The 22,053-nt window shown below is 67.4% G+C and carries 18 protein-coding genes, 1 tRNA gene and 1 pseudogene; 13 read left to right on the top strand and 7 right to left on the bottom strand.

What is annotated here, in order from left to right; all coding sequences use genetic code 11:
• Positions 1 to 342 precede the first annotated feature (342 nt).
• Together BYZ73_RS15070 and BYZ73_RS15065 are read left to right on the top strand one after the other, a co-directional pair.
• Entirely contained in the window at positions 343 to 771 is a 429-nt protein-coding gene (locus BYZ73_RS15070) for a hypothetical protein (RefSeq protein ID WP_108028340.1), read from the top strand.
• 69 nt (positions 772 to 840) lie between these two features.
• Complete coding sequence (locus BYZ73_RS15065) at positions 841 to 1,926, top strand: glycosyl hydrolase family 18 protein (protein WP_112316574.1); 1,086 nt, start codon at positions 841 to 843, stop codon at positions 1,924 to 1,926.
• Here BYZ73_RS15065 and BYZ73_RS24175 read toward each other — a convergent pair.
• Both BYZ73_RS24175 and BYZ73_RS15055 read right to left on the bottom strand, forming a co-directional pair.
• Positions 1,923 to 2,552 (bottom strand): annotated as a pseudogene (locus BYZ73_RS24175) (DDE-type integrase/transposase/recombinase); the annotation flags it as partial. The gene BYZ73_RS15065 and the pseudogene BYZ73_RS24175 sit on opposite strands and share 4 nt — an antisense overlap.
• A 466-nt stretch (positions 2,553 to 3,018) precedes the next feature.
• Positions 3,019 to 3,092 (bottom strand) — tRNA-Gly (locus BYZ73_RS15055).
• Between the two features lie 319 nt (positions 3,093 to 3,411).
• Between BYZ73_RS15055 and BYZ73_RS15050 the strand changes: the two genes are divergently transcribed.
• Positions 3,412 to 4,362, top strand: a complete 951-nt coding sequence (locus tag BYZ73_RS15050) for a class I SAM-dependent DNA methyltransferase (protein ID WP_112316573.1) — start codon at positions 3,412 to 3,414, stop codon at positions 4,360 to 4,362.
• A gap of 149 nt (positions 4,363 to 4,511) precedes the next feature.
• Positions 4,512 to 5,615, top strand: a complete 1,104-nt coding sequence (locus BYZ73_RS15045; RefSeq protein ID WP_112316572.1) for an alkene reductase — start codon at positions 4,512 to 4,514, stop codon at positions 5,613 to 5,615.
• Positions 5,616 to 5,682: 67 nt separating this feature from the next.
• On the opposite strand, the gene BYZ73_RS15040 is transcribed toward BYZ73_RS15045, so the two are convergent.
• The gene (locus BYZ73_RS15040) at positions 5,683 to 6,744 is read right to left on the bottom strand and encodes a glycerophosphodiester phosphodiesterase family protein (RefSeq protein WP_112316571.1); all 1,062 of its coding nucleotides are present in this window, start codon (positions 6,742 to 6,744) and stop codon (positions 5,683 to 5,685) included.
• A 316-nt stretch (positions 6,745 to 7,060) separates the two neighbouring features.
• Complete coding sequence (locus BYZ73_RS15035; protein ID WP_112316570.1) at positions 7,061 to 7,411, bottom strand: ArsR/SmtB family transcription factor; 351 nt, start codon at positions 7,409 to 7,411, stop codon at positions 7,061 to 7,063.
• Positions 7,412 to 7,502: 91 nt separating this feature from the next.
• Here BYZ73_RS15035 and arsB point away from each other — a divergent pair, with 91 nt between their 5' ends.
• The 3 genes from arsB (at position 7,503) to thiC (ending at position 11,034) form a co-directional block, all read left to right on the top strand.
• Positions 7,503 to 8,558, top strand: a complete 1,056-nt coding sequence (gene arsB / locus BYZ73_RS15030) for an ACR3 family arsenite efflux transporter (protein WP_108028345.1) — start codon at positions 7,503 to 7,505, stop codon at positions 8,556 to 8,558.
• Positions 8,555 to 8,992, top strand: coding sequence for an arsenate reductase (glutaredoxin) (gene arsC, locus BYZ73_RS15025; RefSeq protein WP_112316569.1), 438 nt, complete (start codon positions 8,555 to 8,557; stop codon positions 8,990 to 8,992). The genes arsB and arsC overlap by 4 nt, the downstream gene beginning before the upstream one ends.
• A gap of 287 nt (positions 8,993 to 9,279) precedes the next feature.
• A complete protein-coding gene (thiC, locus tag BYZ73_RS15020) occupies positions 9,280 to 11,034 on the top strand; it encodes a phosphomethylpyrimidine synthase ThiC (protein ID WP_112316568.1) in 1,755 nt (584 codons plus the stop codon).
• Between the two features lie 65 nt (positions 11,035 to 11,099).
• Here the strand turns inward: thiC and BYZ73_RS15015 are convergent, their stop codons facing one another.
• On the bottom strand, positions 11,100 to 12,122 hold the full coding sequence (locus BYZ73_RS15015; protein WP_112316567.1) for an aldo/keto reductase: 1,023 nt from the start codon (positions 12,120 to 12,122) through the stop codon (positions 11,100 to 11,102).
• Positions 12,123 to 12,303: 181 nt separating this feature from the next.
• Between BYZ73_RS15015 and BYZ73_RS15010 the strand changes: the two genes are divergently transcribed.
• Both BYZ73_RS15010 and mscL read left to right on the top strand, forming a co-directional pair.
• Entirely contained in the window at positions 12,304 to 13,197 is an 894-nt protein-coding gene (locus BYZ73_RS15010) for an AraC family transcriptional regulator (RefSeq protein WP_112316578.1), read from the top strand.
• Between the two features lie 118 nt (positions 13,198 to 13,315).
• On the top strand, positions 13,316 to 13,717 hold the full coding sequence (gene mscL, locus BYZ73_RS15005; RefSeq protein WP_181498070.1) for a large-conductance mechanosensitive channel protein MscL: 402 nt from the start codon (positions 13,316 to 13,318) through the stop codon (positions 13,715 to 13,717).
• A 15-nt stretch (positions 13,718 to 13,732) separates the two neighbouring features.
• Here mscL and ald read toward each other — a convergent pair whose 3' ends face one another.
• Positions 13,733 to 14,851, bottom strand: coding sequence for an alanine dehydrogenase (ald, locus tag BYZ73_RS15000; RefSeq protein ID WP_112316565.1), 1,119 nt, complete (start codon positions 14,849 to 14,851; stop codon positions 13,733 to 13,735).
• Between the two features lie 133 nt (positions 14,852 to 14,984).
• Between ald and BYZ73_RS14995 the strand changes: the two genes are divergently transcribed.
• Positions 14,985 to 15,443 (top strand): Lrp/AsnC family transcriptional regulator, encoded by a 459-nt coding sequence (locus BYZ73_RS14995; RefSeq protein ID WP_075786875.1) that lies wholly within the window; start codon positions 14,985 to 14,987, stop codon positions 15,441 to 15,443.
• A 27-nt stretch (positions 15,444 to 15,470) separates the two neighbouring features.
• Positions 15,471 to 16,121, top strand: coding sequence for a class II aldolase/adducin family protein (locus BYZ73_RS14990; protein ID WP_112316564.1), 651 nt, complete (start codon positions 15,471 to 15,473; stop codon positions 16,119 to 16,121).
• Between the two features lie 51 nt (positions 16,122 to 16,172).
• Here BYZ73_RS14990 and BYZ73_RS14985 read toward each other — a convergent pair whose 3' ends face one another.
• On the bottom strand, positions 16,173 to 18,275 hold the full coding sequence (locus BYZ73_RS14985) for a methyl-accepting chemotaxis protein (RefSeq protein ID WP_112316563.1): 2,103 nt from the start codon (positions 18,273 to 18,275) through the stop codon (positions 16,173 to 16,175).
• Between the two features lie 346 nt (positions 18,276 to 18,621).
• Here BYZ73_RS14985 and ptsP point away from each other — a divergent pair, with 346 nt between their 5' ends.
• Both ptsP and pfkB read left to right on the top strand, forming a co-directional pair.
• On the top strand, positions 18,622 to 21,099 hold the full coding sequence (gene ptsP, locus BYZ73_RS14980; protein ID WP_112316562.1) for a phosphoenolpyruvate--protein phosphotransferase: 2,478 nt from the start codon (positions 18,622 to 18,624) through the stop codon (positions 21,097 to 21,099).
• The gene (gene pfkB, locus BYZ73_RS14975; protein WP_112316561.1) at positions 21,096 to 22,034 is read left to right on the top strand and encodes a 1-phosphofructokinase; all 939 of its coding nucleotides are present in this window, start codon (positions 21,096 to 21,098) and stop codon (positions 22,032 to 22,034) included. Before ptsP ends, pfkB begins: the two co-directional genes overlap by 4 nt.
• Positions 22,035 to 22,053 lie beyond the last annotated feature (19 nt).

Raw genomic sequence — 22,053 nt, 5'->3', positions numbered from 1 at the left:
AGCCGGACAGGCGGGGGTGAATCGTCTTGTCGTCATAGGGCTCATCCTTTGAGTGCTTCACTCTCCAGTAAACCCGGGGCGGTTCAGTTCTGCCCATCGTTCAATCTCCATTGCGGCGCCCAAATTACACCCGGCCGCAAGATAAATGGGCTCTGACGAGAATTGAATAATCATCCGAAAGGCCACCTTGCAAGCAGCCAAAACGTGAAATTTTCCCTTCTAGAATCGCCTAAGTTGTGTGATGTTGCTTTACTACCAAGGAGGAGTGCATGTGAAAGGTGCAAGAGGGGGCAGGGTCCCTTCGATTTTGTCCAACCAACGCATAAAATAGGGACAATTGCCATGAAGATCTCGAAGGGTTTTATTGCCACCGCCTTTGCCGTCGTAACAGGTTTCGCGGGAACCACTGCGATGGCCGACTCGTGCTTCTGGATGTCAACGGATTCCGGCAATCCCTGGGTTCCCGCTCCTCAGGGAGATGTCGACAAGGACAAGTGCTTCGCGCTGGATAGCTGCGATGGTGGAAAAGGAGAATCCGGCGGCGGATGCTACAAGTGGGCCGCCAGCGCCGATGCCCCGCGCGAGCCCTGGTATTCCTGCTTCTGGCTCGACAACCAGACCAATGAATGGGTTCCCGCCCCGCAGGGCATGGTCAGCGAGGGCCAATGCCAGGCTCTCGACAGCTGCCAGACCGGTGGCGGCGGCCAGTCGGGCGGCGGATGCTACAAGTGGACCGTCAGCGCAACCGACCCACAGAATCAGTGGGATTGAGGAATTCTCGGATGGGGGCCGCCCCCGTCCGAGCTTTGAGATCCCGCGAAAGCTAAAGGGGTCGTTGCCGTGGCCGTCGTCGCGATTCCCATTGAGGCGCCGATCGGGATGCAACAAGCGGAAGGGTCATATCTGATGCGAATCCTGCGCATCGTCGTTCTTGCTGCCATCACCCTGCCGATTGGGTCGCTTGCCTCCGCTGACCGGGTGAACCTCACCTATGTCGAAGACGCTCCCGTTCCCATCGGCAGCCTGACACAATCCGATTTCGACGATATGGCGGCCTCGGATTTCTCCCACTTCGTCTTCGCCTTCATAAACTTTTGCACCCCGAAATCGGGCGGCGGCTTCACCTGCCCCGGGACCGACCCGGTGGTGGTCTGGAACATTGCCGCAACCGAAGATCCTGACGGCACGGCGAAGGCGATGATGCAAGGTCTGAGCGAGGCCGGGAAGTCGATCTACATCTCGATTGGCGGTGCGGAGAATGACGAGACCTGGTCGTATTTTGCCGGTGCGACGCATGCCGAGCAAGCCGCCGCAATGAGCGCCCTTTCCACCTTCATGACCGACTATTTCGTCTCTGGTATCGACCTCGACTTCGAGACCGCGAGCCATGAAGGCTATCGCAATTTTGCCTCGTCCATTTCAGAGAATCTGTCGCCCGTTCCGCCTGTCTCGATTGCCCCCTTCAATTGCCCCGGCAGTCCCTACAGCCAGTTGGTCTGGCAGTATTGCAATCTGGTGGGATCGAGCCAGATCACGCCGACCCTGATCAACCGGCAGTATTATGCGGGCGGTGCACAGTGCGAAGGCTGGACTGGACCGTCATCGCAGATGCCGAGTCAGGTCGCCGATGCCATTGGCCGCGATCTGGGCACGTTCGCTTGCAAAGACGCGGAGGCCATCACGGTCGCCCCAGCCCAGTTGAACCCTGGAATTGCCACGCTCGGTACGGTTGGCGGGAATCCCAGCCAAGCCAATTGCGAGGCGTCGAACACAGGTAATACGATGTATTCGGGCTGCGCCGACATCGTATCGACTTATGTCGCAGCCTTTGAAGACATAGCGGGCGCCGCATTCTGGCAGTGGACGTCACTGAAAGACCAGACCTCCTATGCCCAGGAGATCAACACGGCCCTGGCGCCAGATTAGGTGTTACATCCCGCGAGATTGCAGATGCGCTCCCCGAACAGCTCGGGTCTGTGACGTTGCCAGTCCCTGAGGGTTGCGACGAGGGGGTGCCCCTTCAGGGCTGATTGCGGGAGCTGGGTGTTGCAGAGGGGGACGTAGCGCAAGAGGGGCTGCTCAAGGTCCTCGCCACTCTGGATGCGATGGCGCTGCGGGACATCCTCGATCCTGCAGTTGAACCGCTCGACCATGCCGTTCGTCTGCGGCCGCATCGGCGGTGCGAGACGATGCTCGATGCCGAGGTCCGCGCAGAGGAGGTCAACTCGTGTTGTCCGGCTGCAGCGCGTTTGCGCAGGCCGAAGAGGCGGTCGGTGAAAGCCTTGCCGTTATCGGTCAGCACGCGGGCGATCTTCATCGGGGCCGCGCGCTCGAGATCGCGAAGGAAACGGCGGGCGTTGGCCGCGGCCTGTGCGGGATAGACGCGCGACGGCGACCCGCCGCGTGGCCCGGTCGATGGCCACGAAGAGGTAGCGGCGGCGGTCCTCGTCGGCCATCTGGGGCAGATACGTGATGTCGATTTGCAGGTAGCCGGGCTCGTAGGCCTTGAAGCTGCCATGCGCGGGCCTGGCTTCCTTCGGCTTCAGCGCCCGCTACCGGTATGTACCTGAAACCCTTATGCTTTGCGAGGTTTCGTGCCGCATCGAACCGCGCTTCCGCGTCGGAGGTATCCCTTGCCAGCCTGGCCTCCCAGGCGCCAATCTGCATGTCCCAGATGCGGCTGGCCTTTTGTTTCGCTTCGGCGAGGCTGTCCGTGCCGAGGGATATGCAGATCTCCCGGCGGCCCTCGAGTTCGCCGTTGCGGAACCTCTTGGCGACCTCCTCCCGAAGGTAGTCGGTTCCGCTCTTGCCGCGCTGGACGATCGCCGTGCCGGGTCTGCCTTGATCTGCGCCTGCAGGCATTTCCTTGCAGATCGGATCATGGTGGGCGAGCTCGAAACACGGGCAAAAACACGGGCAGAAAATGGGAAAGTCCGCGCCGCCTCGTGCATGGCGTCGGCCCAACCCTTTAATTTCAAGGGCTTGATCCTAATGTGGCGACTTGATTTTCGGATTTAATGGAGCGGGTGAAGGGAATCGAACCCTCGTCTGGAGCTTGGGAAGCTCTCGCTCTGCCATTGAGCTACACCCGCGACGCCCGCGTTGTTACCGTTTCGGAGCCGCGGCTTCAAGCTCAAACCTCTTTCCGAAGCGCCGTGCGGTCGCCAAAAACGGGCAGGGCGCCCGGGCGGTGCGGTGGGACCAAAGCCGGACCCGGGCCGCTGGGCCGAAATCTGCCGAGCGCCGCGCGCCACCCCGTTGACGGGGGGCAGGTCGCGCCCCTAGATCCGCCAGAGGCGGACCGCGCGCCGGGGCGAACTTCCGGACAGCGCGGACCCGCGGAACACCCCGCCCGAGACCGGATGCCGCCGCAAGGCACCGGGGGTACGGCCCTTTTTGGATTTGTGGACGATGGCTGCGAGAGGATTCTCCTCTGGCGACCTGATCGTGGACCGACGGTTCGACTTCGCCGAGGGGCTGGCCCTTGGCGGCGATCTTTCGGCAGCGATCGAGGTGCTGGGCGATGCGCTGGACCAGGTGCCGGGATGGGCGGCGGGCTGGTACAGGCTGGGCGAGTGGCATGCCGCTGCGGGCGATCCCGACCGGGCGGCCGCGGCCTGGGATCGGGCGCTGGCGGCCGATCCGCAGGATCTTCTGGGGGCAGGGCTCAAGCGCGATCTGATGCGGGCCGCGCCGGTCGCCGAGGCGATGCCCGCGGCCTTTGTCGAGGCGCTGTTCGACGACTATGCGCCGCGGTTCGATCTGTCGCTGGTCGAGCGGTTGGACTATCGCGCGCCCGAGCTGCTGCGGCAGGCGCTGGCCGGGCGGCGCTTTGGCCGGGCGATGGATCTGGGCTGCGGCACCGGGCTGGCGGGCGAGGCGTTCCGCGACCGCTGCGACCGGCTCGAGGGGGTCGACCTCTCGGCGGGGATGCTGGCCCAGGCCGAAGCCAAGGGGATCTACGACCGGCTGGAAAAGCATGACCTTGCCGCGCTCGAGATCGGGGCCGCGCGCTATGACCTGATCCTCGCCGCCGATGTCTTCGTCTATCTCGGCGCGCTCGAACGCATCCTGGGCTGGTGCGCGGGATCGCTGGCGCCGGGCGGCGTGCTGGCCTTCACCGTCGAGGCGGCGGTCCCGGGCGAGGCCCCGCTGACGCTGCGCGAAAGCCGCCGCTTTGCCCATGCGCCCGCCTATTTGCGCGCGGTTCTGGCGGCGGCCGGGTTCCGGTCGGTGCGACTGGGGCGGGCGGTGCTGCGGACCGATCGCGGGGCCGGGATCGAGGGCTTCGTCGTCACCGCCAGCGATCTGGCGCAGGCCGCCGACCGTCAGGGCGACGGCGAGGGCATGGCGCTGGCCTGAGGCCGCGCCTCAAACCCCACCTGAAACCGCGGCAGATACCGCGACTGTGCGTCACCGCGCAGAGGGATGTTCCCGCCGCGGCCTCTTGCCCGGTGCCGGGGGATGCCTAGGTCCGACTGGCACCTTTCGCATGTCAAAGGACGTTTCCCATGACCGAGCCCAAGCTCTTCACCCCCGTCGCCGCGGGCGACATCGCGCTGGCAAACCGCGTCGTGATGGCGCCACTGACCCGCAACCGCGCCGAACATGACACGCTGGCCCCGAGCGACCTGCATGTCACCTATTACACCCAGCGCGCCGGCGCCGGGCTGATCGTCACCGAAGGCGCGCAGATCTCGCCCGAAGGGCAGGGCTATCTCGACACGCCCGGCATCTATTCCGACCTTCAGGTCGAGCGCTGGCGCAAGGTGACCGATGCGGTCCATGCGGTCGGCGGGCGCATCGTGATCCAGCTCTGGCATGTCGGGCGGGTGTCGCATGTGTCGCTGCTTCCGGGCGGTCAGGCCCCGGTCGCGCCCTCGGCCATCGCGGCCGAGGAGGTCAAGACCTTTACCGCCGAGGGCTTTGCTCCGGTCTCGGCCCCGCGCGCGCTGGAGACGGACGAGATCGCCCGCGTCCTTGGCGACTATCGCAAGGCCGCCGCGAATGCGATGGCGGCGGGGTTCGACGGGGTCGAGATCCATGGCGCCAACGGCTATCTGATCGACCAGTTCCTGCGCGACGGCACCAACCGCCGGACCGATGGTTATGGCGGCTCGATCGAGAACCGCTGCCGGTTCCTTTTCGAGGTGGTCGAGACCGTCGCGGGCGAGATCGGCGCGGGCCGGATCGGGCTGCGGCTGAGCCCCTTCTCGAACGCGAACGGCATTGCCGACAGCGACCCGTTCGCGGTGTTCTCGCAGGCGATTTCCGGGTTGAACCGCTTCGGCCTTGCCTTCCTGCACATGGTCGAGGGTCAGACCGGGGGGCCGCGCGACTGGCCCGAGGGGCGCGGCATTCCGGAATTGCGGGCGCTGTTCGAGGGGCCCTATATCGCCAATAACGGCTATGACCGGGCCTCGGCGCTGGCGGCGGTCGAAAGCGGGGCGGCCGACATGGTGGCGTTCGGGCGGCCCTTCATCTCGAACCCCGATCTGGTCGAGCGTTTGCGGCGCGATGCCGTTCTGGCAGAGCCCGACCGGAGCACGATGTATGGCGGCGGCGCCCATGGCCTGACCGACTATCCCACGCTCGACCAGGCCGAAACCGCCTGAGGGGGCCCGGTCGGGCCTGCCGGGGCGCCCCGCAAGAGGCGCCCCGCGTCGGTTCGGAAAGGGCCGCTCAGGCCGCGGCGCGGCGGCGGCGCAGCATCGCGAGTCCGCCCAGGCCCGCCAGCATCAGCGGCAGGGTTGCCGGCACCGGCACTTCCGAGGCCTCGTAGCGATCCAGCACCTCGACGCCCCGCAGGCTGTAATCGGTGAAGAACCCGTCCATCCCGGCCTCGATCCAGGGCAGGAACATGTCCCAGGCGGCCTCGTCCGAGGTCGGACGGAACGTCCAGCCGTGGACGGTCAGGCCCAGCGCATGCGCGGCGGCGATGAAGGCGGCATCGAGATCGTAGCCGAGATACAGCCCCAGCCCGTCGGCGAACCCGGCGAGATCCTCGAGCGCGGTGACCCCGCCGGTGGTGGCGTCATAGACCCCGAAACCGTCGCCCAGATCGATCGCATAGCCCAGCGCGGCGATGGCGTTGTCCATGCCCATCTCGACCTGCAGGTCGGCCAGCTGACGGGCGCCCTCATGACTGAAGGTCTGGATGAAGGTGTTCTGCACCGAGCCGTCGAAGCCGTTGGCCTTCATCTCTTGCAGGATCTTTTCGTTCATCGCGAGGCTGTTGGGGGTCTTGGCCTCGGGATAGATCCCGATCTGCTTGCCGGTCGTGGCGTTGTAGGCGCTGACCAGGTCCATGACCTCCTGGAAGGTCGGCACCCTGTAGGGGTTGGCCATCGAGGGGGTGAAGCCGTCATAGCTGGTCGAGGCGGTGGCGCCGGTGGGCTCGACGGTCAGCGACTTGATCTCGGCCAGGGTGAAGTCCGAGACGCGGTAGCCGCCGTTGCGGGGCGCGAATAGCGCCTCGATATTGGTGGTGCGGTCCAGGGTCGAGTCGTGCATCGCGACCAGCTCGCCATCGGCGGTCGTCTGCAGGTCGGGCTCGATCACGTCGGCGCCCATCTGCAGCGCCAGTTCGTAGCCGCCCAGCGTGTGTTCGGGCAGATAGCCGCTGGCGCCGCGGTGGGCGATGATCAGCGGGGCCTCGCCGTCGAGCGTGTTGTAAAGGGTGGCGGCGTGGGCGGGCGCCATCGAGATCAGGCCCAGGGCAATCGCCCCAAGAGTGCGTTTCATGAGAAAATCCTGTCAGTCCCGTGGTGGAATTGTGGCCGAAAAAAGGCCACGCGACGGTCGATAGGCAGGACGTGAGACGGTTCGATGACGTCTTCGCGACAGGCGCGTGAATGCCGGTGGCAAAGCCCGCCAGGCGTCTGGAAAAGCCGGTGCGGCCTGTCGGCCGCCGGGCGGTGATGACATAGGAAGAGGCAAGCTGCGGATTTTCCGAGTGAATCGCAGTCGCAACCTGGCAGTGATCAGGCCGATGGCCGCTCTTGTGATGGCTGCGATCGGAACAATCCGGCGGTTGGGGCGCCCCCGTTCAGGCGGCGCGTCACGCGTCCGAGGGCGTCGCCGTGGTGGGAAGAACCATGCCGTCGAGGCCGGCGCAGGCGGCCGGGTCTCCGCCGCAGCAATCGTCCAGCAGGAAGCGCACGATGTCGTTCACCGCGGCGAGGTTCGCTGCATAAAGGATCTCGCGGTGGCGGCGTTCGGCGTTCAGCAGCCCGGCGCGCTTGAGGCTGGCCAGATGGCTGGAGAGCGTCGAGGGCGGGGCGCCCAGGCGGCGGGCAATCTCCAGCGCGGGCAGGCCCCCGGGGCCCTGCCTCACCAGCAGGCGAAAGACCGACAGGCGGGTATCATGGGCAAGGGCGGCGAATGCGTCCTTGGCGGTTATCTGATCCATATTTCGATCCTACGCGAAATGACGATGCTTGACCAGACCCGGCTGCGCGGTTACGAAACGAGAATTCGATAATCCACGAAATGAGGCTGACATGACCGCCGCGTCCTCCTCTGCCGAGCCCGGACACCTTGGCCGGTTCGAACGCTATCTGACGCTTTGGGTCGCTGCCGCCATCTGCGTCGGGCTGGTGCTGGGTCTGGTCGCGCCGGGGCTGGTTCAGGGCATTGCCGCAGCCGAGGTCGCCTCGATCAACCTTGTCGTCGCGGTGCTGATCTGGGCCATGGTCTATCCGATGATGGTGGGGGTGGATCTGGGCGCGGTGCGGGACGTGGCGCGGGCGCCACGGGGCTTGTTGATCACCCTGACGATCAACTGGCTGGTGAAGCCCTTTACCATGGCGGCGCTGGCGGTGCTGTTCTTCGAGCATGTCTTTGCCCCCTGGATCGCCCCCGCCGACGCGGCGCAATACACCGCCGGGCTGATCCTTCTGGGGGCCGCGCCCTGCACGGCGATGGTCTTCGTCTGGTCGCAGCTGACCCGGGGCGACGCCACCTACACGCTGGTTCAGGTCTCGGTGAACGACCTGATCATGGTGGTGGCCTTCGCGCCCATCGTGGCGGTCCTGATGGGCGTGTCCGAGATCGCCGTGCCCTGGGAAACGCTGCTGCTGGCGACGCTGCTTTACGTGGTGATCCCGCTGGCCGCGGGGCTTCTGACCCGGCGCCTGCTGGGAAGCCCGGCCGCCATCGCGGGCTTTTCCGCCCGCATCAAGCCGCTGTCGACGGTCGGGTTGATCGCGACCGTGGCGATCCTGTTCGGGATGCAGAGCGACCGTATCCTGACCCAGCCGGGCGCCATCGTCCTGGTCGCAGTGCCGATCCTGATCCAGAGCTACGGGATCTTCGCGCTGGCCTACGGGGCGGCCTGGGCGCTGAAGGTGCCGCACCGGATCGCCGCGCCCTGCGCGATGATCGGCACCTCGAACTTCTTCGAACTGGCGGTGGCGGTGGCGATCAGCCTCTTCGGGCTGAATTCCGGGGCGGCGATGGCGACGGTCGTCGGAGTGCTGGTCGAGGTTCCGGTGATGCTGTCGCTGGTGGCCTTCGCCAACCGGACCCGCACGCGCTTTGCCGGAGACCCGGCATGATCGTCATCCATCACAACCCCGACTGCGGCACCTCGCGTAACGTGCTCGAGATCATTCGTCGGTCGGGGACCGAGCCGGTCGTGATCGACTATCTCACCGAGGGCTGGACCCGGCCGCAGCTGCTGGCGCTGTTCGCGGCGGCCGGTTTGACGCCGCGCACCGCGCTGCGCCGGACGAAATCGCCCGCGGCCGAGCTTGGGCTTCTGGACGAGGACGTGCCCGACGACGCCCTGCTGGACGCGATGATCGCGCATCCGGTTCTGGTCAACCGGCCGATCGTGGCAAGCCCGAAGGGTGTGCGGCTCTGCCGCCCGTCCGAGACGGTGCTGGATCTGCTCGACCGGCTGCCGCCCGGGCCGCTTTACAAGGAGGACGGGCAGATGATCCTGACCGCCTCGGGCGCGCGCGTGGCGCCGCCCGGCGACCCGGCCTGATCCTTCGGCGGCGCGGGTTTGACAGACTCGCCCGGCTTTGCGATACCTCGTCCCACGTCAGGGGAGTCCCGGCCAGGGGACTGAGAGGCTGACAGGGGGAAACCCCGGCGACGCGACCCTTCGAACCTGACCCAGTTGAGACTGGCGTAGGAAGACCGAGGGGCATGCCGCAATTCCCGCCCCCCGGGCCGCAAGGCCCCCGGACCGTCAAGGTCGTTCGGGCCAACGGCCCCGCTTTCTGCCTCATCATCCGTCTGGGTCTCGTCAGGTCAACTGAGGAGACGAAGATGAACAAACCCGACACCGTTCCGCAGATCACGCTGGGGTCGCTGCCCGCCTCGGAAAAGGTCTACCTGTCCGGGACGCTGCATCCGATCCGGGTGCCGCTGCGCCGGATCGCGACCGCCGAGGGGGCGGTGACGGTCTATGACAGCTCGGGCCCCTATACCGACCCCGGGGCGCGGATCGACATCACTGCCGGGCTCGCCCCGGTGCGCGCCCCCTTCGCGGCCGCCCGGGGCGAGGCCGAGACCTATCCGGCCCGCGACGTGACCGCCGCCGACAATGGCTTTGCCGAGGGCGCGCGGCTGGTTCCGGCCTTTCCGCGGCGGCCCGAGCCGCTGCGGGCGACGGCTGGGCGGGCGATCACCCAGCTGGCCTATGCAAGGGCCGGGATCGTCACCCCCGAGATGGAATTCGCCGCGATCCGGGAAAACGAGGGCCGTAGCGCTGCCCATACCCGCGACGGCGAGCCCTTCGGTGCCGAGATCCCCGATCTGGTGACGCCCGACTTCGTCCGCGCCGAGATCGCTGCGGGCCGGGCGATCATCCCGGCCAATATCAACCATCCCGAACTTGAACCCATGGTGATCGGCCGCGCCTTCAAGGTGAAGGTCAATGCCAATATCGGCAATTCGGCCATCACCTCCTCGATGGAGGAAGAGGTCGAGAAGATGGTCTGGGCGATCCGCTGGGGCGCCGATACGGTGATGGACCTCTCGACCGGGCGCAACATCCACAACATCCGCGACTGGATCTTGCGCAACGCGCCCGTGCCCATCGGCACCGTGCCGTTGTATCAGGCGCTGGAAAAGGTCGGCGGCGTGGCCGAGGACCTGAGCTGGGAGATCTACCGCGACACGCTGATCGAGCAGGCCGAGCAGGGGGTCGATTACTTCACCATCCATGCGGGGCTGAGACGCGAGATGATCGGGCTGACCGCGCGCCGCGTGACCGGCATCGTCAGCCGGGGCGGGTCGATCATGGCCAAGTGGTGCCTGCATCACGGCCGCGAGTCGTTCCTCTACGAGCGGTTCGAGGAGATCTGCGACATCTGCCGCGCCTATGACGTCTCGTTCAGCCTGGGTGACGGGCTCAGGCCCGGGTCCATCGCCGATGCCAATGACGCCGCGCAATTCGCCGAGCTGCGGACCCTGGGCGAGCTGGCGCAGGTCGCCTGGGCGAAGGACTGCCAGGTGATGATCGAGGGGCCGGGCCATGTGCCCATGCACAAGATCAAGGCCAACATGGACGAGCAGCTGAAGCATTGCCACGAGGCGCCGTTCTACACGCTCGGGCCGCTGACGACCGACATCGCGCCGGGCTATGACCATATCACCTCGGCCATCGGGGCGGCGATGATCGGTTGGTTCGGCACCGCGATGCTGTGCTATGTCACGCCCAAGGAGCATCTGGGCCTGCCCGACCGCGACGACGTCAAGACTGGGGTCGTGACCTACAAGCTGGCTGCCCATGCCGCCGATCTGGCCAAGGGGCATCCGGGCGCGCAGGCCCGCGACGATGCGCTCAGCCGGGCGCGCTTTGCCTTCCGCTGGGAGGATCAGTTCAATCTGGGGCTCGACCCGGACACGGCGCGCGCCTTCCATGACGAGACGATGCCCAAGGCCGCCCATAAGGAGGCGCAGTTCTGCTCGATGTGCGGGCCGAAGTTCTGTTCGATGAAGATCAGCCAGGACATCCGCGAGGCGGCCGAGGCCGAGGCCGGGACCTGTCCGAACGGGCTGACCCCCGCCGCCGAATAGCGCGGGCGGATCGATCGAAGGCGGGGGCCGGGTCATGCCGGCCCCCGCCTGCTGAGCCTCGGGGTCTAGCTCTGGCTGCGGTATTCGCCCTGCCGTTCCAGCATCCAGCCGGGATATTCGGCCGGAAGGCGGGTCACCGCATCAAGGCGGGTCAACTCGTCGGCAGTCAGCTCGACCCTGGTCGCGCCGATATTGTCGGTCAACTGGTCCGCGCGCTTGGCGCCGATGATGACCGAGGTCACCACCTCCTGATGCAGAAGCCAGGCCAGCGCGATCTGCGCCACGCTGCACCCGCGCGCCTCGGCCATGCCGCGCATCGCCTCGATGGCGTCATAGGCGCGGTCCTTGTCGATGGGCGGGAAGTCGAAGCTGGCCCGCCGCCCGTCGGCGGCCTTGCCGTCGCGGTCGTACTTGCCCGACAGGAACCCGCCCGCCAGCGGGCTCCAGACCATCAGCCCGATGCCGGTTTCCTTCAGCATCGGCACGATCTCGCGTTCCAGATCGCGCCCGGCCAGGGTGTAATAGGCCTGCAGCGACAGGATCGGGGCCAGCCGCCGCGCCTCGGCGATGCCGACCGCGCGGACGATCTGCCAGGCGGCCCAGTTCGACAGGCCCAGATAGCGCACATGGCCCTGCCGCACGAGCGTATCGAGCGCCTCCAGCGTCTCGACGATGGGCGTCGCCGGGTCGAAGCCGTGGATCTGGTAGAGGTCGATATGATCAAGCTGCAGCCGCGCGAGGCTGGCCTTGCACTGCTCCATGATGTGATAGCGCGAGGCGCCGCGCGCGTTCACGCCCGCGCCCATCGGGCCCAGCACCTTGGTCGCGATCACCACATCCTCGCGCGGCACGGCGAGGTTCTTCAGCGACTGGCCCAGAAGCCGTTCGCTTTCGCCGCCCGCATAGACATTGGCGGTGTCGATGAAATTGATCCCGGCCTCGAGCGCGTTGCCTACGAGCCCGTCCACCTCGGTCTGGCCCAGCTGGCCGATCTTGCCCCACATGCCCTCGGAGCCGCCGAAGGTCATGGTGCCGAGGCAAAGCTCCGACACGAAAAGCCCGCTCGGGCCAAGACGACGATAGCGCATGTTGCTTTCCTTTCCTGACTGGCGGCCGGAGCACCGCGTCGGCGTCCGCTCCGGCCTCTGCCCCGAAATGGGCCCGGGCCGGGCCCCTCGCCACGCCGATCCTCTCGCAGTCTTGCACGATTCTCTCATCCCGCCGCCGATTGACTTTGGAGAGCGCCGCCGGACCGGCTAGGGTATGGGAATGACCGACCGACTGTCCGGCCTCAGGGCCAAGCTCGTTTCGTTGTGGGAGGCGCATGGGCGCGAACCCCCGGTTCAGGGGCTGAGGCTGTCCTGTGCCGACAGGCCCTCGGGCGTCTTCCACGGGGTTTACAGACCCTCGCTTTGCGCGGTGCTGCAGGGAGCCAAGATCAGCCGACTGGGCGACCGGGCGTTCCGCTACGATGCGGGCAAATGCCTGATCGCCTCGCTCGACGTGCCGATCCGGGCCGAGATCGTCGGCGCCGCGCCCGAGACCCCCTATCTGGCGCTGGCGCTGGAAATCGACCCGGCCGTGGTGGCCGAGCTGATGCTGGGCCAGCGCCCGGCCGGCGATCCGCCGATGGGGGCTGCCATCGAGGTTCACGATCTGGGCGAGGCCCTGATCGACCCGCTCGACCGGCTGTTATCGGTCGCGGCCCGGCCGCAGGACATTCCGGTTCTCGCGCCGATGATCCGGCGCGAGATCGTCTGGCAGTTGCTGAACGGGCCGCAGGGCGCGCGGCTGCGGCAGATCGGGATGGCCGACAGCCGCCTGGCCCGGATCGGCCGCGCCATCGGCTGGATCCGCGAGAACTACGCCGAGACGCTGCGGGTCGGGCATCTGGCGGCGCTGGCCGGGATGAGCCCGGCCACCTTCCACCGCCATTTCAAGGAGGCGACGGCGATGACGCCGGTGCAGTTCCAGAAAAGCCTGCGGCTGCAAGAGGCGCGGCGGCTTCTTCTGACCCGGTCCGGCGACGTTGCGGGGATCGGCTATCGCATCGGCTATGACAGCCCGTCGCAATTCAGCCGCGAATACCGCCGCCATTTCGGCGAGCCGCCCGGACGCGACGCCGTCGAACTGCGCCGGAGCCTGGCCGAAACCGGCGGCTGAGCGGTTCTTGATCACCTTCCGCCGCCGGGCGAAAAACGCAGCGCGGGCGGCCCTGGCTGTGCTAGGCTCGGCCTGCCGTTGCGGAAAGTGCGGCGGGGGGCTTTCAGAAGGAAAGAGTATTTTAATGCTGCAGGAATTTCGCGATTTCATCGCCAAGGGCAATGTCATGGACATGGCCGTGGGCATCATCGTCGGCGCGGCCTTCACAGCCATCGTGACCTCGCTGGTCAACGATCTCATCAATCCGATCATCGGGCTTTTCGTCGGCGGCATCGACTTTTCGGGTCTCGCCTTCCGCATCGGCGAGGGCGAGAATGCCGGGGTCTTCGCCTATGGCAATTTCCTCACCGCGCTGATCAATTTCCTGATCATCGCCTGGGTGGTGTTCCTGCTGGTCAAGGGCGTGAACCGGGTCAAGGACGCCGCCAGCCGCAAGGAGCAGCCGGTGCCCGGCGCGCCTGCGGGCCCGACCCAGGAAGAGCTTCTGACCGAGATCCGGGACCTTCTGAAGGCGCGCTGAGCGCGGCCTTCCCGCTCAGGCCTTCACCGCCAGGTGCGGCGACAGAACGTCGATGCCCTGCGCCATGCCGACCGCGCAACAGGTCAGATGGCCCGCATGCACGTTGAGCCCGGCCAGCAGATGCGGGTCGTCGGCACAGGCCTGGCGCCAGCCCTTGTCGGCCAGCGCCAGCAGGAAGGGCATCGTGGCATTGCCAAGCGCCAGTGTCGCGCTGCGCGGCACCGCGCCCGGCATGTTGGCCACGCAATAATGCTGGATGCCGTCGACCGAAAAGACCGGGTCCTCATGGGTGGTCGGGTGCGAGGTCTCGAAGCAACCGCCCTGGTCGATGGCCACATCGACCAGCACCGCGCCGGGCTTCATCCGCGCCAGATCGGCGCGCCGCACCAGTTTGGGGGCGGTCGCCCCGGGGATCAGCACCGCACCCACGACCATGTCGGCACGGCCGATCAGCTCGGCCAGCGCGCCCTCGGATGAATATCGGGTCGAGAAGGCCGCTCCGAATGTCTCGTCAAGCTGCCGCAGCCGGGGCAGCGAGCGGTCCAGCACGGTGACATGGGCACCCATCCCTGCCGCGATCCGCGCGGCATGGGTGCCGACCACCCCGCCGCCGATCACCAGAACCTCGGCCGGGCCGACGCCGGGCACGCCGCCCATCAGCACACCGCGCCCGCCATTGGCCTTCTGCAGCGCCCAGGCCCCCATCTGCGGCGCCAGCCGTCCCGCGACCTCGGACATGGGCGCCAGCAGCGGCAGCCCGCCGCGGTCGTCGGTCACGGTCTCGTAGGCAATGGCGGTCACGCCGCTGTCGATCAGCTCGCGGGTCTGGTCCGGGTCGGGCGCGAGGTGCAGGTAAGTGAACAGCACTTGTCCCTCGCGCAGGCGCCGCCGTTCCTCGGCCAGCGGCTCCTTGACCTTCACCACCAGTTCGGCTTCGGCAAAGATCTCTTCGGCCGAGGCGGCGATCCTTGCCCCCGCCGCGATGTAGTCGGCGTCGTCAAAGCCCGCTCCCAGCCCGGCGCCGGTCTCGATCCGCACGGCATGGCCATGGGCAACGGCCTCGCGGGCGGCATTGGGCGTCAGGCCGACGCGGAATTCCTGGGGCTTGATCTCTCTGGGGCATCCGATCTGCATTGGGGTCTCCTTCTCCTGGTGGCAGAATGCCGCAGATCGGGCCGAAGAGGGTTGATTTTCTCGGGGGATGCTCTGGGCCTTCACCGAAGATCCATGCATGATGCCGCCGGACTGTCGAAGGATCATGCGGGAAATGACGCTGGACGAGACCGATCTTCGCCTTTTGCGGGTGTTGCAGAAACAGGGCCGCATCTCGAACGCGGATCTGAGCGAACGGGTGAACCTGTCGGCCTCGGCCTGCCACCGGCGGGTCCAGCGGCTGGAAGAAGCGGGATTCATCCGGGACTATGTCGCGCTTCTCGATGCCCGCAAGATGGGCCGGCAGACCACGGTCTTTGTCGAGATCACGCTGTCGGGCCAGGCCGACGAAACGCTTGCTGCCTTCGAGAAGGCGGTGGCGCGGGTGCCAGACGTGCTGGAATGCCACCTGATGGCGGGCAGCGCCGACTATCTGCTGAAGGTGGTGGCCGAGGACAGCGAGGATTTCGCCCGCATCCACCGGCAATACCTGACCCGGCTGCCGGGGGTGGCGCGGATGCAATCCTCCTTTGCGCTCAGGACGGTGTTCAAGACCACCGCGCTGCCGCTATAGGGCAGGGGCAGCAACGGAGGTGGCAGGATGACCCAGGAAACGGACAAGCGCGCGGCGATCGTGGCGGCCTGCCGCAGCATGAATGCGGTCGGTCTGAACCAGGGCTCGTCGGGCAATATCAGCGTCCGGCACGGGGCGGGGATCCTGATCACGCCAAGCTCGATTGCCTATGACGTGTTGACGCCCGAGGACATCGTCTTCATGGAAATGGACGGCACCGCCCATGGCGCGCGCAAGCCCTCGTCGGAATGGCGCTTCCATCTCGACATCCTGCAGGCCCGGCCCGATCTGAATGCCGTTGTCCATGCCCACGCGCCCTATTGCACGATGCTGGCGATCCTGCACAAGCCGATCCCGGCGGTGCATTACATGGTGGCTGCGGCCGGCGGCGGCGACATCCGCTGCGCCCCCTACGAGACCTTCGGAACCCAGGCGCTGTCCGACCGGGTGCTGGAGGCGCTGGAGGGTCGCAAGGCCTGCCTGATGGCGCATCACGGCATGATCGCGGCCGAAGCCAGCCTCGACAAGGCGATGTGGCTGGCCGTCGAGGTCGAGGCGCTGGCACGGCAGTATCACGGGGCCCTGACCATCGGCGAGCCGCCGCTGTTGTCCGAGGCCCAACTGGCCGAGGCCGTGGCGCAGTTTACCCAAGGCTACGGACAGGCCGAGCGCGGCTGAGGCTGAGGGCATCCTCCGGCTCTTCGACGACACCAGTCTTAGCGGGACGGTTCAAGCGGCGCGGCCGACCTGATTCCCGCGCTGATCGGGCCCAAGATTGAACTCGGCGACGATTCGCGCCAGAGCCTGGGCGCTGGCCGCCAGGTCGTTCGAGGCATCGCGGGTGCTGTCGACGACATGGCCGTTTCGTTCGGTCAGGGCGCGCAGGCTGGTCATGGATTCGTTGACTTCCTGCAGCTCCCGGGTCTGTCCGTCGGCCTGGGCACTGACCTGAGCCAGCGTCTCGTAGACGCGGGTCACCTGCGAGACGATCTCTTCGAGCGACTGGCCTGCCTCGCCGACCAGACGCACCCCGCCCGAGACCTCTTCGACGCTTTCGCCGATCAGTTTCTTGATCTGCATCGCCGACTCGGCGGATCTGCGAGCCAGTTCGCGGACCTCGGTGGCAACCACGGCAAAGCCCTTGCCGCTTTCGCCGGCGCGGGCGGCCTCGACCCCGGCATTCAGGGCAAGCAGGTTGGTCTGGAAGGCGATGTCCTCGATCATCGCGGTGATCTGCGCGATCTTGCTGGACGATTCGGAGATCCGTTCCATTGCGAGAACGGCATCGCGGACGATCTCTCCCGAGAGGTCGGCGCGCTGCTTGGCGTCGCCCGCCAGCGAGCGGGCGTCGTGGATCGACCCGTTGGTGTCCTTCAGTCCGCTGGCCAGGCGGTCGACGGAGGCGGCGGTGCCCTGGATCGTGCTGCTCTGGCTGCTGGTCTGCTGTGCCAGGTCGCCGGCGGTCCGCAGCATGTCCTCGGACCGTCTCTCGAGATCGCTGACCGTCGAGGCGATGGTCGACAGAACCTCGCGCAGTCGGACCACCGTCGCATTGAAATCGGTCCGGATCGTATCGTAGTCGCCGTGCAGCGGGTCTTCGAAATGGCGCGACAGGTCGGAGCGGGACAGCGCCTTGAGCCCCTCCGTGACCAGATCCACAACTTGCTGATGCCGCTCGTTCAGGGTGGCCTCGTCTTCTTCCTTCTGGCGCATCGCGGCCCGTGTCAGCTGTTTGAAGCGGTAGATGGCATTGGCCATCTGGCCGATTTCGCCCTTCTTCTCGATGAAGGGTACCCAGGCCTCGAAATTGCCTTCCATGAACTGATGCATGATCCCGGTCAGCTTGCGCAGCCTGCGCGTGATGCCGTCGGCGATCGCAACGGCGATCAGGATGCCCAGCAACACGCCGACTCCGGTTGCAATCGACCCGACCACCATGGCCCGTTCGGCCTGTGCGCGGTTGCCTTCGGCCAGCAGGCCGATTTCCTGGCCCAGATCGGATTCGACGGCCCGGAGGCGGTCGATCCAGGCGGTGGAGGCGGCGAACCATTGCGGGGCGGTCAGATCGCCCCGCGCGCCGCCATAGGGCAGGGCTGCAATCGTTTCGCGCATCGGGGCAATCGTCTGGGCGGGTTTGCTGGCCTCGATCGTCGAGACGAAATCCGGCCGCCCGAGCACCGTCTGCGCCCGCGCCAGCAAAGCGCTTTGACGGGCCCCGAGCGCCATGAAGCGGCGGTACACCTCGTTGGGAAAGGTCTCCGACCCAAGCCCGGTCGCGCCCATCGCGCGTTCCAGCCCGGCGCTTTCCTTGGCAAGGGCCACCAGTTCCTGCGCCTCCATCAGGACCGCCGTGGCACTGGCCACCTTTCCGGTGCGGATCCGGGTGGCCGCCGTCAGGAGCGAATCGATGATGCCGGTGTAATAGCCTGCCAGTTGGGGCACCGTGAGGTCCAGCGCGTCGATCTTGCCGCGCTGGGTCTGAAGCGCCTGCAAGGCCTGCAGAGCGCTTTCGGTCGCTTCCGGCGCCATCGTCCTGACCACCGACAGCTTGTCCCGGAAGACTGACAGGGCGGTGTCGGTCTCGGTCCGCTGGGTGCGGAGTTCCGCGGGGAAATTCCGCCCCTTGGAGGCGGTAAACCCGGCAGACAACCCCCGTTCCTTCTGCAGTTCCTGCACGAGATCGCCGATCCGGTCGGTTTCTTCGGCCACCGATGCCATGTCGTCCTCGAACCGGGCGTTCGAGCTGAGCCCTTGCAGGTCATTGCCGGCCAGCAGGAGAATCAGCAGCACGAGCGGCACCAGAGCGAAGAGAAGGATGAATCTCAGGGACATGCGGCAAATTCCATGCAGGTCGGTGAAACCCCGAGGCTAAGCATCTTTCCCTAAGGTAACCCTAACCCCGACGGCCCGCCGTCCGCGCCCCGGTCCGGCTCTTTCGGAGGTCCCCTCCGCGGTTCGATGCGGGACGGTCCGGTGGGGCGGCACCGGCGCCGATCGCCGCGCTGGACGATGCCCGGCACCGGCGCGGGCCCCGGGGGGCGCGGGGCCGGGTGCGCTAACGCGGTATCCGCGGAATTCAAGTGTTGCAAATCCGGACGGCCGCGGCTGTCATGCCTGACCATACGGCAATTCCGGGGCGTGCCGCTGGCCCAGGGCGGCCGAAGGGGAGGAACGACGCGTGATATCGCTGACGAACAACCTTGTGGCCCTTGGCCGGAAGGCACGCGACAAGGCCGATGCCATCGCTCAGGCCGTGGATCTTCTGGCTGCCGCCGGAAAGATCGACCCGCGCTATGGCGACAGCATGCTGGGGCGCGAGAAGGTCGCCAACACTTTCCTGGGCAACGGCATCGCGATTCCGCATGGCTTGCCCAAGGATCGCGAGCTGATCCGCGAGACGGCGATTGCCGTGGTTCAGCTGCCCGAGGGCGTCGACTGGGGGCCCGGAGACCGCGCCCGGCTGGTGGTCGCCATCGCCGCCAAATCCGACGAGCATCTGCAGATCCTGACCAACCTGATGGATGTGCTGGGCGACCCGGCCGAGGCCGACCGGCTGGCCACGACCGGTGAGACAGGGGACATCGTCGCGCGTCTGACCGGCGCTGCCGCCGCCCCCGCCGCCCCGCCCGCCGACGCGGGGGAGGCCTTCGGCGACGGGTTCGAGGCCACCATCGCCGGGGCGCATGGGTTGCATGCGCGGCCGGCGACCGCGCTTGTGGACATCGCCAAGGGTTTCAAGGCGGAAATCCGCATCGGGCACGGCGACAAGACCGGCAACGCGAAAAGTCTGATTTCGCTTTTGGGACTGGGTGTTGCCGGGGGCGGGCGCATCCGCGTCACTGCCCGGGGGGCGGATGCCGACCGGGCGCTGGCCGCGCTGAAGGCGGCCATCGAGGCGGGGCTCGAGGACGAGGAAGAGGCGGAAGAGGCCGCGTCCGGAACGGCTCGTGCGCCGGAGGTGTCTTATGACGGCCACATGATCGCAGGCATCGCGTCCTCGCCCGGTTTTGCCATCGCGCCGGTCTTTCGCTTCGCTCGCGAAGAGGTGGTGTTCGAGGCCAATGCGGCCGATCCGGCGGCCGAGCGCCGGCGGCTTGACGCGGTCGTCAAGACCGCCTGGCGCCAGCTTGAGGATCTTTACGAAGAGGTCTGGAAGAAATCCGGCCCGGCCAAGGCGGGGATCTTCCGGGCGCATCAGGAATTTCTGGAGGACCCCGAGATCGTCGCAGCCGCTCAGGCGCTGATCGAGGCGGGTCGAAGCGCGCCCTTTGCCTGGAAATCCGCCTATCTCGACCGGGCCGACATGCTGGCCGCGATGCGCGATCCGGTTCTTGCGGGGCGGGCGGTCGATCTGCGCGACGCGGGCCATCGGGTGCTGCGTCTTCTGGGCGAGGTCAAGTCTGACGCCGCCGCGCGCCCCACCGACCCCTGCATTCTGGTCGCCGACGACCTGACGCCGTCGGACACGGCCGGGCTTGACCCCGCGCTGGTGCAGGGCATCTGCACCGCGAGCGGCGGGCCGACCTCGCACAGCTCGATCATCGCGCGCTCGCTCGACATTCCGGCGGTCACCGGCGCCGGGGCCAGCGTGCTGGACATCGCCTCGGGCACGCCCGCCCTGCTGGACGGCGCGCATGGACTGCTGGTCACCGGGCCGAGCGAGGCCGATACCGGCCGCATCCGGACGGCACTGGCGGACCTGGGCAAGCAGCGCGAGATCGAGAAGCGCGGCTGCTACAGGCCCGCGCTGACCATCGACGGCGTGCGGATCGAGGTCGTCGCCAATATCAGCGACACCGGCGAGGCGCGGGCGGCGGTCGATGCGGGCGGCGAGGGCGTGGGCCTTTTGCGCACCGAGTTCCTGTTCCTGAACCGTCCCGATGCCCCCAGCGAGGAGGAGCAGGTCGAGATTTATGCCGCGATGATCGAGGCGCTGAACGGGCTGCCGATCATCGTGCGCACGCTGGATGTGGGCGGCGACAAGGCGATCCCCTATCTGCGGATGCCCGCCGAAGAGAACCCGTTTCTGGGCGAGCGCGGCATTCGCTTCTGCCTCAGCCACGAAGACCTTTTCCGCACCCAGCTGCGCGCGATCTACCGCGCATCGGCGCGGGGGCCGGTGCGGATCATGTTCCCGATGGTGGCCATGACCGGAGAGCTTGACCGGGCGCTGGCCATCGCCACGGAGGTGCGCCGCGAGATCGGCGCCAAGGAGGTCGAGACCGGCATCATGATCGAGGTACCCTCGGCGGTGATGATGGCGCGGGAACTGGCGCAGCGGGTGGATTTCTTCTCGATCGGGACCAACGATCTGACCCAGTACGTGCTGGCGATGGACCGGATGCATCCGGTTCTGGCCCGCCATGCCGACGGGCTGCACCCGGCGGTGCTGCGGATGATCGACCTGACGGTCAAGGCCGCCCGGGCCGAGGAGATCTGGGTCGGCGCCTGCGGCGGGATTGCGGGCGACCCGCTGGGGGCGACGATTCTCAGCGGGCTCGGGGTTGTGGAGCTCAGCGTCTCGATCCCGTCCATCGCCGCGGTCAAGGCGCAGCTGCGCCGCCAGTCGATGACCGAGAACCGCAAGCTGGCCGAGCGCGCGCTGGCCTGTCCGGACGCTGCCGCCGTGCGCGCGCTGGGCCGGGGGGGCGCATGACGCGGATCGCGACCGTTTCGCTCAATTCCGCGGTCGATCAGACGGTGCGCGTGCCGCGCTTTGCCGTCGATGCGGTGAACCGGGTCGAGGCCTCGCGTGTCGATGCCGGCGGCAAGGGGATCAACGTCGCCTCGTTCCTGGCGCATCTGGGGCATGAGGTGACGGTCACGGGCTTTCTCGGGCGCGAGAATGCCGCGCTGTTCGAGCGGCACTTCGCGCAGACCGGGATCGGGGATGCCTGCCTGCGGCTCGACGGGGCGACCCGGACCAATGTCAAGATCGTCGATCCGGTCCTCGATCAGGTGACCGACCTCAACTTCCCCGGCATATCGGCCGGCCCCGAGGCGCTGGAGGGCGTCGGACGCGCGCTGGGCGCGCTGCTGGAGGCGGGGCTCGACTGGGTTGCGCTGTGCGGCAGCCTGCCCGAGGGGCTTCCGCCCGGAACCTATGCCCGGCTGATCCGGCAGACGCGGGAAAAGGGCGCGCGGGTCGCACTCGATACCAGCGGCGCGCCGCTTGCGGCCGCCCTGTCCGCCGGGCCCGACATCATCAAGCCCAACATCGCCGAGCTTGGCGCGCTTCTGGGCCGTCCGCTGGCCGGGCGCGACGAGGCGGTCGCCGCCGCGCGCGAGATTGTGGCGGGCGGGGTCGGTCTTGTCGCGGTCTCGATGGGGGCCGAGGGCGCGGTGCTGGTCACCCGCGACGCATCCCTTTGCGCGGTCCCGCCCGGGATCGAGGTGGCCAGCACCGTGGGCGCGGGCGATGCGATGGTGGCGGGGCTGATCCATGCCGCGACGCGCGGGCTGGACCTGGCCGAAACCGCGCGTCTGGCCACGGCGGTGTCGCTGGGCGCGCTGGGCGAGATCGGCCCGCACCTGCCCCCCATCGACCGGATCGAAGACCTTATGGCGGCGGTCGGCATCGGCGCGGCCTGAAGCAACGTCACAGCGGGAG

Source organism: Rhodovulum viride, from assembly GCF_003265965.1.
Taxonomy (GTDB): Bacteria; Pseudomonadota; Alphaproteobacteria; order Rhodobacterales; family Rhodobacteraceae; genus Rhodovulum; species Rhodovulum kholense.
This window is presented reverse-complemented; position numbering and strand designations above follow the sequence as displayed.

Bases quoted from the DNA above. Each gene is read 5' to 3' on its own strand.
- BYZ73_RS15045 (WP_112316572.1), top strand. From the start codon at position 4,512: ATGACCGAGCCCAAGCTCTTCACCCCCGTCGCCGCGGGCGACATCGCG.
- arsC (WP_112316569.1), top strand. From the start codon at position 8,555: ATGATCGTCATCCATCACAACCCCGACTGCGGCACCTCGCGTAACGTG.
- pfkB (WP_112316561.1), top strand. From the start codon at position 21,096: ATGACGCGGATCGCGACCGTTTCGCTCAATTCCGCGGTCGATCAGACG.
- arsB (WP_108028345.1), top strand. From the start codon at position 7,503: ATGACCGCCGCGTCCTCCTCTGCCGAGCCCGGACACCTTGGCCGGTTC.
- BYZ73_RS15010 (WP_112316578.1), top strand. From the start codon at position 12,304: ATGACCGACCGACTGTCCGGCCTCAGGGCCAAGCTCGTTTCGTTGTGG.
- BYZ73_RS15015 (WP_112316567.1), bottom strand. From the start codon at position 12,122: ATGCGCTATCGTCGTCTTGGCCCGAGCGGGCTTTTCGTGTCGGAGCTT.
- BYZ73_RS14995 (WP_075786875.1), top strand. From the start codon at position 14,985: ATGACGCTGGACGAGACCGATCTTCGCCTTTTGCGGGTGTTGCAGAAA.
- BYZ73_RS15070 (WP_108028340.1), top strand. From the start codon at position 343: ATGAAGATCTCGAAGGGTTTTATTGCCACCGCCTTTGCCGTCGTAACA.
- thiC (WP_112316568.1), top strand. From the start codon at position 9,280: ATGAACAAACCCGACACCGTTCCGCAGATCACGCTGGGGTCGCTGCCC.
- BYZ73_RS15035 (WP_112316570.1), bottom strand. From the start codon at position 7,411: ATGGATCAGATAACCGCCAAGGACGCATTCGCCGCCCTTGCCCATGAT.
- ald (WP_112316565.1), bottom strand. From the start codon at position 14,851: ATGCAGATCGGATGCCCCAGAGAGATCAAGCCCCAGGAATTCCGCGTC.
- BYZ73_RS14990 (WP_112316564.1), top strand. From the start codon at position 15,471: ATGACCCAGGAAACGGACAAGCGCGCGGCGATCGTGGCGGCCTGCCGC.
- BYZ73_RS14985 (WP_112316563.1), bottom strand. From the start codon at position 18,275: ATGTCCCTGAGATTCATCCTTCTCTTCGCTCTGGTGCCGCTCGTGCTG.
- BYZ73_RS15050 (WP_112316573.1), top strand. From the start codon at position 3,412: ATGGCTGCGAGAGGATTCTCCTCTGGCGACCTGATCGTGGACCGACGG.
- BYZ73_RS15040 (WP_112316571.1), bottom strand. From the start codon at position 6,744: ATGAAACGCACTCTTGGGGCGATTGCCCTGGGCCTGATCTCGATGGCG.